The organism is Achromobacter semiaridum, from assembly GCF_053543755.1.
Genome location: NZ_JBLVOL010000056.1, coordinates 1 through 11,443 on the forward strand (window position 1 = coordinate 1; position 11,443 = coordinate 11,443).

General features: G+C 65.7%; 9 protein-coding genes and 1 pseudogene. 8 read left to right on the top strand and 2 right to left on the bottom strand.

The annotated features are described in order from the left end of the window. A partial coding sequence (locus tag ACNPP0_RS15985; RefSeq protein WP_448706431.1) for a translocation/assembly module TamB domain-containing protein occupies positions 1–2,436 on the top strand: 2,436 nt, incomplete at its 5' end. 42 nt (positions 2,437–2,478) lie between these two features. Then, positions 2,479–3,042, top strand: coding sequence for a dCTP deaminase (gene dcd / locus ACNPP0_RS15990; protein WP_006221748.1), 564 nt, complete (start codon positions 2,479–2,481; stop codon positions 3,040–3,042). A 73-nt stretch (positions 3,043–3,115) separates the two neighbouring features. Here the strand turns inward: dcd and ACNPP0_RS15995 are convergent, their stop codons facing one another. Beyond that, a complete protein-coding gene (locus ACNPP0_RS15995) occupies positions 3,116–4,003 on the bottom strand; it encodes a GNAT family N-acetyltransferase (protein ID WP_448706432.1) in 888 nt (295 codons plus the stop codon). Positions 4,004–4,164: 161 nt separating this feature from the next. Between ACNPP0_RS15995 and ACNPP0_RS16000 the strand changes: the two genes are divergently transcribed. Next, positions 4,165–5,406, top strand: a complete 1,242-nt coding sequence (locus tag ACNPP0_RS16000; RefSeq protein WP_332610191.1) for a GGDEF domain-containing protein — start codon at positions 4,165–4,167, stop codon at positions 5,404–5,406. Positions 5,407–5,424: 18 nt separating this feature from the next. Here ACNPP0_RS16000 and ACNPP0_RS16005 read toward each other — a convergent pair whose 3' ends face one another. Further along, positions 5,425–5,943: a GNAT family N-acetyltransferase gene (locus ACNPP0_RS16005; protein ID WP_448706433.1), complete on the bottom strand. Its 519-nt coding sequence runs from the start codon at positions 5,941–5,943 to the stop codon at positions 5,425–5,427. Positions 5,944–6,056: 113 nt separating this feature from the next. On the opposite strand from ACNPP0_RS16005, the gene ACNPP0_RS16010 reads away from it, so the two are divergent. From ACNPP0_RS16010 to ACNPP0_RS16030, 5 genes and pseudogenes are all read left to right on the top strand, one after another. Further along, entirely contained in the window at positions 6,057–6,509 is a 453-nt protein-coding gene (locus tag ACNPP0_RS16010; protein WP_332610194.1) for a hypothetical protein, read from the top strand. Between the two features lie 240 nt (positions 6,510–6,749). Continuing rightward, positions 6,750–9,011, top strand: a complete 2,262-nt coding sequence (locus ACNPP0_RS16015) for an Orn/Lys/Arg family decarboxylase (protein WP_314355552.1) — start codon at positions 6,750–6,752, stop codon at positions 9,009–9,011. Between the two features lie 23 nt (positions 9,012–9,034). Continuing rightward, complete coding sequence (locus tag ACNPP0_RS16020) at positions 9,035–10,237, top strand: BaiN/RdsA family NAD(P)/FAD-dependent oxidoreductase (protein ID WP_448706434.1); 1,203 nt, start codon at positions 9,035–9,037, stop codon at positions 10,235–10,237. Between the two features lie 111 nt (positions 10,238–10,348). Continuing rightward, a complete protein-coding gene (locus tag ACNPP0_RS16025; protein WP_448706435.1) occupies positions 10,349–10,963 on the top strand; it encodes a superoxide dismutase in 615 nt (204 codons plus the stop codon). Positions 10,964–10,992: 29 nt separating this feature from the next. Next, positions 10,993–11,443 (top strand): annotated as a pseudogene (locus ACNPP0_RS16030) (ZIP family metal transporter); the annotation flags it as partial.

Here is an 11,443-nt window from a genome sequence, read left to right on the forward strand (position 1 = left end):
CCCGCCACCGCCACCGCCACCGCACCGGCGCCCGCCACCGCACCGGCACCCGCCACCGCACCCGCACCCGCCTCCTCATCCGACCCGCTTTCCGGCCTGCGCATTCACGGGTTGGACGTGGACCTGAAGCTGGGTCGCAACCGCATCCGCGCAATGGGCGAGATGGACGCCACCGACGGCGCGCTGACCCTGGACGCGCAGGCGCCGCAACTGGACGCCTTCTGGCCCGGCATCCCGGGCGGCGCTGAGCTCAAGGGCAAGCTGGCCGGCAATATCGCGGCGCATCGCGGCGAGCTGAACGCCGGCTATACCCCCGCCAAACCGCGCGCGGGCGTGCTGGGCGAAGCGCCGGCCAAGGCCAATATCGTCTTCGCCGGCGGCTGGGGCAAGGGCCCGGCGGGCCAGCCCGACGCAGCGCTGGTCGGCTGGCGCGGCACCTTTTCCAAGCTGACGGCCGATAGCGCCGGGTTCGGCGTGGCAGCTGACCGCCCGGTCGCTTTGGCTTATCTGCCGTCGGCCGTGCACCCGCAATGGCAATGGCAGGTCGGCCAAACCGTTATCAGCGTGACGCTGCCCGGCAAGGAACGCCTGACCTTGGCGCATCAAGGCTCGCGCGCCGGCGGCAAGCGCTGGGAAACCGCCGGCCAGGCGGACAACCTTGTCATCACCGCCGCCATGGCCCGCCAGGTGATCGGCGCCTTGGACCCCGAGGCTGCCGGCAAGCTGGGCAAGGGCCCATCCCGCGTGAACGCCATGGTGCCCGAGGGCCAGCGCCGCATTGCGCTGGACCTGCTTTGGGACCTGAAGTTCGACGGCCGTCTGGCGGGCAAGGCGCGCATTGCCCGCCGTGAAGGCGACCTGTTGATCCCGGGCGACCCCCCTATCCCATTGGGGCTGAAGGCGCTGGTGCTGGACCTGACCGCCACGCCCACGTCGCCCAACGCCAGCCGTCTGGACGCCCGGATCGACCTGGCCACCGCCAAGATGGGCACCGTCAGCGGCACCGGCACCGCCGTGCTGCGCGTGGACGCCAAGGGCGGCATGGCGCTGGACGAGCGCCAGCCGCTGCGCGCCAAGCTGGACGCCGACATCGCCGACCTGGCCTGGGTTGGTCTGTTCGTGGGCGATTCGATGGAAGTGGGCGGCGCCGTCAAGGCCAACGTCGACGTGCAAGGCACCTTGGCCGGAAAATGGTCGGCCACGGGCAACATCCGGGGCGACAAGCTGCGCCTGGTGCGCATTGACGACGGCGTGCGCCTGGTGGACGGCACGCTGTCGGCGCGGCTGGACGGCCAGCGGCTGGTGCTGGACAGCCTGCGTTTTCCGGCATCGCTGCGCGTGATGCCGGCCGAATGGCGCACCAAGGAATGGATCACGACCAACCCCGAGGCCAAGGGCGGCTACGCCGAGGCGCGCGGGCAGTGGAACATCATGGACGGCGGCGGCGACATCAAGCTGACGCTGTACCGCTTTCCGGCCTTGCAGCGTTCAGACCGCTACGCCATGGTTTCCGGCACGGTCACGCTGACGGCCGCCATGCCGCGCATCGACATCGTGGGCGACCTCAAGGCCGACGCCGGCTGGTTCAGCCTGGAAATTCTGCAAGGCGTGCCGTCGCTGGATGAGGACGTCAAAGTCATCCAGCCGGGCCAGGACCGCGCCACCGTATCGACGCCGCTGCAAACCAGCATGAACCTGAAGTTCGACATGGGGCCGCGTTTCTACATCACCGGCATGGGGCTGGACGCCGGGCTGCTGGGCTCCATCCAGATCCTGCTGAACGACGGCCGGCTGACCGGCGTGGGCGCATTGCGCACGCGGGGCGGCGGTATCGAAGCCTATGGCCAGAAGCTGCGCCTGAGCCGGGGGACGTTGACGTTCCAGGGCCGCCTGGACAACCCATTGCTGGATATCGAGGCGCTGCGCACGGGCGAACAGGTCGAGGCCGGCGTCAAGGTGGTCGGCACCGCGCAGCGCCCGCGTATCGACCTGGTGTCGTACCCCGACGTCAGCGATGTTGAAAAGCTGTCTTGGCTGCTTCTGGGGCGCGGTCCCGACGAAAGCGGCAGCGACGCGGCCTTGCTGGTGTCGGTGGGCACTGCGCTGCTGGGCGGCGGGCAGCCGTTCTACAAGCAGTTCGGGCTGGACGATGTCAGCGTGCGCACCGGCAATATCGGCAGTTCGGGCAGCATCCTGCCCGACCGGACCGTGGCCGGCGACGTAAACCGGGACAGTGACAGCCAGTTGGCGACCCAGTTCCTGGTGGCCAGCAAGTCCTTCGCCAACGGCATTACGCTAAGCGTGGAGCAAGCGCTGGCCGGCAGCGACACCGTGGGCCGGGCCAGTTATCGGCTGGCGCGCGGGCTGTCGGTGGACCTGAAGGGCGGGTCGGTCAACGGCATCGCGCTGGTGTACCGGACGTTCTGGGGGAACTGAGTAAAATGACGGCCACTTCCCCCCTTTAGCACCATTCCCACCATGAGCATCAAAAGCGACCGCTGGATCCGCCGCCAGGCCGACGCCGGCATGATCGAACCCTTTGAACCGGGCCAGGTCCGCACGGCCAATGGCGGGCGCATCGTCAGCTACGGCACCAGCAGCTACGGCTACGACGTGCGCTGCGCCGATGAATTCAAGATTTTCACGAACATCAATTCCACCATCGTCGACCCGAAAAACTTCGACGAAGGCTCGTTCGTGGACTTCAAGGGTGATGTTTGCATCATCCCGCCGAATTCCTTTGCGTTGGCCCGCACGGTGGAATACTTCCGTATTCCGCGCAGCGTCCTGACCATCTGCCTGGGCAAAAGCACGTACGCGCGCTGCGGCATCATCGTCAATGTGACGCCGCTGGAACCCGAATGGGAAGGCCACGTCACGCTGGAATTCTCCAACACCACGCCGCTGCCCGCCAAGATCTACGCGGGCGAAGGCTGCGCGCAGATGCTGTTCCTGGAAAGCGATGAGGTTTGCGAAACCTCGTACGCGGACCGTGGCGGCAAGTATCAGGGCCAACGCGGCGTGACCCTGCCGCGCACCTGATCGGGCGGCGCTGGCGGGTCTGGCCGCTGGCGCCGGCTACCGAGCCATGGTCCGGTGATAGCGGACTGAACGCTCAGCCCGCGTGCTCCGGCACCGGGCGCAGGTAATCGATATCCCATTCGGACTCGGCCGTCTGCACAAACCCGTGCCGGCGATAAAACCGATTCGAATCGCTACCGCGCAGCGCGCCCACACTGACCGGCCGCCCCTGGCTGTCGGCGTCATCCAAAATCCTTTGCAGGACGCGGCCGCCCAGGCCCTGTCCTTGCGCGGTGGGCACCAGGTACAGGTGGTCCAGCCGCAGGCCCTGGCCGTCCGGCCGCAGGGCATAGAACCCCACCCGTTGTCCGGCATGTTCGATCCACCAGGTGCAATCCGGATGGAAATTGGCGCGTAGCCGTTCCCGGGCACGCGCCGGGTCGAATCTGCCCACTCGTTCCAGGCTGTCGCGCATGGCCTGCACGCGGATGTCGGCCAGCGCGTCGAAGTCCGACGCCGATACGGGCAGGGTCCGCACTTGATGGTCCGTAATTTCGTCATAGCCGCGTCCCAAAAATTGCAGGATGCAGATGCCGTGGCCGTACGGATCGCTAAGGTGCGCGATGCGGCCCCAGGCGTGGGTGGCGGCGGGGCCTTCCAGAATGGCGCCGGCCGCGACGGCCTGATCGACGGCCGCGTCCACGTCCGGCACGACAACATCAAGATGCACGGGCGTCCAATGGCGCGCGTAATCGCGCGATGGCGCCGCCCCGCCCGCAGCACCCGCCCCGCCCGCAGCACCCGCAGCACCCGCGGCAGGGCTTCCGGCGGCCTTTTCCAGCAGATAGATGGGGGCGTTGGCGCCCAGCATTTCAGCCGCCTTCGGCCCCAGCCGCCGGTGCAACGTCAGGCCGAAGGCCCGTTGATAGAAGACGATGGCGTGTTCAAGGTCGGGCACATCGATGTTCACAAGCAGCTGCATGGCGGCATTCCTTCGGCGCGGGATGAAAACATATCACGCGCGCCGAAGGCCGGCGACACAGCGGTAACCGCGCTAAAGAACCCCCGCCCGCGACCGTAAAAAGGATATATGTGTTTGCCGATTTGGCGACGTCATCTCTGCAAGCGAGCAAGGCCCCCACCGTGCGTTACCCCCATATCCCCTGGCTGCCCCTGTTGTTCTACCCCGCGTTGCCAGTGGCTGCCGCGGTGGGCCTGATGCTGTGGCGCGAATGGCCGCCCGCGCTGACCTTGATCGTGCCGTTCGTGCCGTGGGTGATGGCGCTGATCGGCGCGGCCATCTGTTTGATGTATCAACGTTCGCAAACCATGGCGCTGATGCTGTGCGTGTTGGCGGCCACGGCGCTGTGGCCGACGTTGGCGCGCGAGGCGCCGTGGGCGTTGGGGCCCGCGCTGGCGTGGTGGGCCATTGCCTACACCATCAATGCGCTGTGGGCCGAACGGTCCAGCATGCTGTTGGACCTGGCGCTGCGCATCGGCCTGATCGCGGTCGGCATGGCCGGCATTGCGCTGATCGGCAAAGAAGGTTTGATGGACGTCTTTGGCACGCTGGCCGTGCAAGGCAAGCTGGCGCGGCTGGGCGTCCCCATCGAGGCGCTGGTGGCGCTGCTGGGCACCGGCCTGACGCTGACCCTGTTGCTGCTGCGCTATGGGCGCCCGCAACAGGCCGGACAATGGCTGGGTTTCGTGTGCATGGCATGGGCGTTGCCGCGCGGCGCGCAGCAGCCGATCGAACTGGCCCTGATGTCGGCCGCCGCGCTGACGGCGCTTTGCATCTCGCTGGCCCACGAAGGCTTTCACATGGCGTTTCGTGACGAGCTGACCGGCCTGCCGGGGCGGCGCGCGCTGAACGAACGCCTGCAACGCATGGGCCGCGTGTACACGCTGGCGATGGCCGACGTGGACCATTTCAAGGCGTTCAACGATACGCACGGGCATGACGTGGGTGACCAGGTGCTGCGCATGGTGGCGTCGCAGTTGCGGCGCGTGCCGGGCGGTGGGCAGGCGTATCGCTACGGCGGAGAAGAATTCACGTTGGTGTTTCCGGGCAAGACGGCGGCGGAAAGCCTGCCGCATCTGGAAGCGGTGCGCCGCGCGATCGAGGCCTATCAGATGCGTTTGCGCGACAAGCCCGCGCGGCCCAAGGCAGACCAGCTGGGCCAGCGCCGGCGTGGCGCGCGCGGGGCGCGTAATCCGCGCCCGCTGCGGGTAACGGTAAGCATCGGGGTGGCCGAGCGGGGCGACGCGCTGCGTGCACCGGACGCGGTCATCAAGGCGGCCGACCAGGCGCTGTACAAAGCCAAGGACGGTGGCCGTAATCAGGTGTGCGCCTACGGCACGCGGCGGCGCGGGGCGGCGGCGTAGGGCAGGTTGCCTGCCCGTCTACTTGTCCGCCAGCGGCAGCGCCATCAGGGTTTCGTCGTAAAGCCGGTCATTCACGCATAGCGCTTCCCGCTCCCGCCCGTATTCCACGAAGCCCAGGCCGGCGTACAAGGCGGCGGCCGACGTGTTGTTGGACGTGACGCTTAACTGCACCTGGCGGATGCCGCGCATGGTGCGTGCATGCGCGATGGCCGCTTGCAACAGCAGCCGCCCCAGCCCTTGGCCGCGCTGTTCGGGGGCCACGTAGACGCTCCAGATATGCGCCTTGTGCCGCATCTTCAGCTTGCGCTGGCGGCCCACGCCAATGATGCCCACCAGCGCATCGCCCACGAACACCCCGAACATCGCGCTGTCGTCCTGGGGCGTGACCCAGCCTTTGATGTCGTCCAGTGTCAGCGTGTGTTCCTCTTCGTAACTCGATCCGAACGATTCGGGCGTTTCAACCAGCGCGTCCAGGCGCAAACGTCGCAATGACGGGGCGTCAAGGGCGGTCAGGCGTCTGACTAGCGGTTCGGTCATGGGCGGCAAGTGTTGGGAATAGGAAACGTTGAGGGGTTTCCCGCCGATTATAGGTAACACGCTTGCCTATAATGGCCCTATTGCCGCTTGCGGTTTTCACAAAGGAGCCAACGATGTTCGGTTTCCTCAAGACAAACCAGGAAGCCACCCTTGATGAAGTGCAGGACGCATTTGTCGAACGGGTGGCAGACGCCGCGCAAGACTTTGTACAAGCCGCCGAATCCACCGGCGCCATATTGGACTACTCGCTGTCCAGCATCCACGCGCTGGATACCGCGCTGGAAGCCGCCCACCTGGGCACCTTGCCGCTTACCCCCATGCAAACCGTTGGCGCCGCCGCCTACCTCTACGAGGTCGGCCGCCGGGCGCACGGCGGGCTGTACGAGGTCTGCGACGACGAAGACCCGGTCGTGCTCGTGTGCGGCGAACCGGGGGCCGAAGTCTGCTTTGGCGCCATCGCCAAGGTAGAACGCCGGATCCGGGACGGGGCCGCCGAGTCCATCCCCGCCTACTTCGAGCAGTTCACCTTGGCCCTGGAAGCGGGCGAAGCTCGCACCATCCGCTAGGTTTGCTCTGTGCCGCCGTTGCTGTCGCTGTGCTGAAAGCCCGGCTTTTGGCGCCATGACAACGGCTGTTCGGGCTATCTGGGGATTTCCCGTAGGACTGAAAGAAAAACAGCCCTACAATTCCGCCATTCCCGCCTGTCGGCGGGGGCTCGCGCCGTCTGTCATCAGGCGGATTTTTACTAGCAGTACACTCGCGCCGCGTTATGCGACCGAACCCGCCATGCCCCCAGGAGCGCCTGCATGAAATTTCGCTTCCCCATTTTCATCATCGACGAGGACTACCGTTCCGAGAACGCGTCCGGTTTGGGTATTCGTGCCTTATCTGAAGCGATCGAGGCCGAGGGCGTCGAGGTGATCGGGGTGACCAGCTATGGCGACCTGAGTTCGTTCGCGCAACAGCAAAGCCGGGCCAGCGCCTTCATCCTGTCGATCGACGATGAAGAGTTCGACGTGGACTCGCCCGAAGACGTGGCCAGCGCCATCAAGAACCTGCGCATGTTCATCGGCGAACTGCGCTTTCGCAACGCCGATATCCCCATCTATCTGTATGGCGAGACGCGCACGTCGGAACACATTCCGAACGACATCCTGCGCGAGCTGCACGGCTTCATCCACATGTTCGAGGACACCCCCGAATTCGTGGCGCGCCACATCATCCGCGAAGCACGCAGCTACGTGGATTCGCTGCCGCCGCCGTTCTTTCGCGAGCTGGTCAAGTACGCGCAAGACGGTTCGTATTCCTGGCACTGCCCGGGTCACTCGGGCGGCGTCGCCTTCCTGAAGAGCCCCGTGGGCCGTATGTTCCACCAGTTCTTCGGTGAAAACATGCTGCGCGCCGACGTCTGCAACGCCGTGGACGAATTGGGCCAGCTGCTGGACCACACCGGCCCCGTGGCCGAGTCCGAGCTGAACGCCGCGCGCATCTTCCACGCCGATCACTGCTTTTTCGTGACCAACGGCACGTCCACGTCCAACAAGGTCGTGTGGCACGCCAACGTGGCCGCGGGCGACGTGGTCGTGGTGGATCGCAACTGCCACAAGTCCATCCTGCACGCCATCACGATGACGGGCGCGATCCCGGTGTTCCTGCGCCCCACGCGCAACCATCTGGGCATCATCGGCCCGATCCCGCTGGAAGAATTCCACCCGGACAACATCCGCAAGAAGATCGAGGCCAACCCCTTTGCGCGCGAAGCGGTGAACAAGAATCCGCGCATCCTGACGCTGACGCAAAGCACGTACGACGGCGTCATCTACAACGTGGAAATGATCAAGGAACAGCTGGGCAGCTATGTCGATACGCTGCACTTTGACGAAGCCTGGCTGCCGCACGCCTCGTTCCACGAGTTCTACCAGGACATGCACGCCATCGGCCAGGACCGCCCGCGCAGCCAGGACGCAATGGTGTTCGCCACGCACTCCACGCACAAGCTGCTGGCCGGCATTTCGCAGGCCTCGCAGATCATCGTGCAGGAATCCGAGACCCGCAAACTGGACCGCAACGTCTTCAACGAGGCGTACCTGATGCACACGTCGACGTCGCCGCAGTACGCGATTATCGCGTCGTGCGACGTGGCCGCCGCCATGATGGAGCCGCCCGGAGGCACCGCGCTGGTGGAGGAAAGCATCCGCGAAGCGCTGGACTTCCGCCGCGCCATGCGCAAGGTGGAATCCGAATTCGGCAAGAACGACTGGTGGTTCAAGGTCTGGGGCCCGAACCGCCTGGTGTCCGAAGGCATCGGCAACCGCGACGAATGGATCCTGGAAGCCAACGACCATTGGCACGGCTTCGGCGAAATGGCCGAAGGCTTCAACATGCTGGACCCGATCAAGGCCACGGTTATCACGCCGGGGCTGGACATGTCGGGCAGCTTCGGCGAAACCGGCATCCCCGCCGCGCTGGTGTCCAAGTACCTGACCGAGCACGGCGTCGTGGTCGAAAAGACCGGCCTGTATTCGTTCTTCATCCTGTTCACCATCGGCATTACCAAGGGCCGCTGGAACACGCTGTTGACCGCGTTGCAGCAGTTCAAGGACGACTACGACCGCAACCAGCCGCTGTGGCGCATCCTGCCGGACTTCTGCCGCGTGCATCGCCGTTACGAACGCATGGGCCTGCGCGATCTGTGCCAGGAAATCCACGAAGCCTACCGCGCCCGCGACGTTGCCCGCCTGACCACCGAGATGTACCTGAGCGACATGGTGCCGGCGTTGAAGCCGTCGGACGCATTCGCCCGCATGGCGCACCGCGAGGTCGAGCGTGTCGACATCGACAAGCTGGAAGGCCGCGTCACGGGCGTGCTGCTGACGCCGTATCCCCCGGGCATTCCGCTGTTGATTCCGGGCGAACGCTTTAACCGCACCATCGTGCAGTACCTGCAATTCGCGCGTGAATTCAATGAGCGCTTCCCCGGCTTCGAAACCTATATTCACGGCCTGGCCGATGAAGCGGGTCCGGATGGCGAAAAGCGCTACTACGTTGATTGCCTGATCGAAGAATAAGACCCGGCGGGTCTGGAGTCCTGATGTTTGATGTAGCCGTACTCGGCGCCGGCGCCGCTGGCATGATGTGTGCAGCGGTGGCCGGGCAGCGCGGCTTGCGCGTGGTGCTGGTCGACCATGCCGAGCGCCTGGCCGAGAAAATCCGCATTTCCGGCGGTGGCCGCTGCAACTTCACCAACATCGGCACCGGACCCGCCAATTTCCTGTCCGAAAACCCGCATTTCTGCCGCTCGGCACTGTCGGCTTACACGCCGCAGGATTTTCTGGCGCTGATGAAGCGTCACCATATCGCCTGGCACGAGAAACACCGTGGCCAGCTGTTCTGCAACGATTCCAGCGAATCCATCATCAACATGCTGCGCGCCGAGTGCGACGCAGGCAATGTGCAATGGCGCATGGGCTGTTCGGTGGCCGAGATCAGCCATGGCGCGCAGGGCTTTGAACTGCATACCAGCCAGGGCGTGATCCGCGCGGCCAAGCTGGTCGTGGCCACGGGCGGCATGGCGATTCCGCAGTTGGGCGCCACCGACTTTGGCCTGAAGATCGCGCGCCAATTCGGCTTGAAGGTGGTCGAGCCCCGGCCCGCGCTGGTGCCGCTGACCTTTGACCCGGGGCAATGGCAGGCGCTGTCCGAGCTGTCGGGCGTAGCGCTGGAAGTGGGCCTGCACACGGGGCAGGGCAAGGCGCGGGGTGAATTCCTGGAAGACCTGCTGTTTACCCATCGCGGCCTGTCCGGCCCGGGCATCCTGCAAATTTCCAGCTACTGGAAGCCGGGCGAACCCATCGTGATCGACCTGGCGCCGGGCCGCGACCTGGCCGAAGAATTGCTGGCGTCCAAGTCGGGCAACCGGCAGCAACTGCATACCGTGCTGGCGGGCCTGTGGCCCAAGCGCCTGGCCGACCGCTGGCTGCATCTGGCGGAGCAGGGTGGCAAGCCCGGCCTGGCCGCGATGCGCCTGGCCGACGCGCCGGACAAAACGCTGCGGGCCTTGGCGCAAGACATCCATCAATGGACGCTGGTGCCCAGCGGCACCGCCGGCTACAAAAAGGCCGAGGTGATGCGCGGCGGCGTCGATACACGCGGCCTGGACCAGAAATCCATGCAGGCCAAGACTACGTCCGGCCTGTATTTCATTGGTGAAGCCGTGGATGTGACCGGCTGGCTGGGCGGCTACAACTTCCAATGGGCCTGGGCATCCGGCGTGGCCTGCGGCAAGGCGCTGTAGGCGCGCTGTCTTCAACGAAGCAATGGCGCGGTGATGGCGCACAAGAAACGCCGCGATTGTTTTATCAAATAAAAATACATATCATTTGTGTTTCCCGTTTCGGAGACGCTCATGCCCTATACCCTGCCGACGCTGCCCTACGCCTACGACGCCCTGGAGCCTCACATCGACGCCATGACGATGGGGATTCACTACAGCAAGCATCATCAAACCTATGTGACCAGCCTGAATGCGGCGCTGGATGGGGCGGGCATCAGTACCGACGAACCTGTTGAAACCCTGGTGGCCCGGCTGGATCAACTGCCCGAGGCCGTCCGTGGCGCGGTACGCAACCATGGCGGCGGCCACGCCAACCACAGCTTGTTCTGGTCCGTGATGTCGCCCGAGGGCGGCGGTGAACCCGATGGCGCGCTGGCCGCCGCTATCGAATCCGAACTGGGTGGCCTGGCTGCCTTCCGCGAGGCCTTCACCAAAGCGGCCCTGACCCGCTTCGGCAGCGGCTGGGCCTGGCTCTCGGTCACGCCCGCCGGCAAGCTGGTGGTGGAAAGCAGCGCCAACCAGGAGAGCCCGCTGATGCAGGGCAACACGCCGATCCTGGGCCTGGACGTCTGGGAACACGCCTATTACCTCAAGTACCAAAACCGTCGCCCTGAATACATTGGCGCCTTCTACAATGTCGTGAATTGGCCCGAGGTGGCTCGCCGTTATGCGGCCGCAAAGGGTTAAGCCCGCTTTGTGATGGAGGCATCGGCCCCATGAACACATTCAGCCGTCACCGCGTGCGTCCCGCGGCCACCAGCATCAGCGTCTGGACCCTGGCCGTGCTGGTGTCCTGCCTGGCGATGCACCAGCTGTGGGCCTACCTGGACGTGCGCGCGCCGCACGTCGCCGATGCCCTGCTGGGCGGGCTGGTGGCGGCGGGCGCCACCGCGCTGGGCACCGTGCCCATCCTGTTCGCCCGCACCATCCCGCAAAAGGTCCAGGACAGCATGTTCGGCTTCGGCGCGGGCGTGATGCTGGCGGCCAGCGCGTTTTCGCTTGTGGCGCCAGGCATCGAGGCGGCCGAAAGGCAGGGCATGGGCCCCTGGGGCGCCGGGCTGACGGTGGGGGCGGCCATCCTGCTGGGCGCGGCGGTGCTGCTCATCATGGACCGCACGCTGCCGCACGAACACTTCATCAAGGGACGCGAAGGCATCGAGGCGGGGG

What these genes read in the sequence shown, in the direction of transcription:
- dcd (WP_006221748.1), top strand. Translation starts at nt 2,479, where the DNA reads ATGAGCATCAAAAGCGACCGCTGGATCCGCCGCCAGGCCGACGCCGGC.
- ACNPP0_RS15995 (WP_448706432.1), bottom strand. Translation starts at nt 4,003, where the DNA reads ATGCAGCTGCTTGTGAACATCGATGTGCCCGACCTTGAACACGCCATC.
- ACNPP0_RS16005 (WP_448706433.1), bottom strand. Translation starts at nt 5,943, where the DNA reads ATGACCGAACCGCTAGTCAGACGCCTGACCGCCCTTGACGCCCCGTCA.
- ACNPP0_RS16010 (WP_332610194.1), top strand. Translation starts at nt 6,057, where the DNA reads ATGTTCGGTTTCCTCAAGACAAACCAGGAAGCCACCCTTGATGAAGTG.
- ACNPP0_RS16015 (WP_314355552.1), top strand. Translation starts at nt 6,750, where the DNA reads ATGAAATTTCGCTTCCCCATTTTCATCATCGACGAGGACTACCGTTCC.
- ACNPP0_RS16020 (WP_448706434.1), top strand. Translation starts at nt 9,035, where the DNA reads ATGTTTGATGTAGCCGTACTCGGCGCCGGCGCCGCTGGCATGATGTGT.
- ACNPP0_RS16025 (WP_448706435.1), top strand. Translation starts at nt 10,349, where the DNA reads ATGCCCTATACCCTGCCGACGCTGCCCTACGCCTACGACGCCCTGGAG.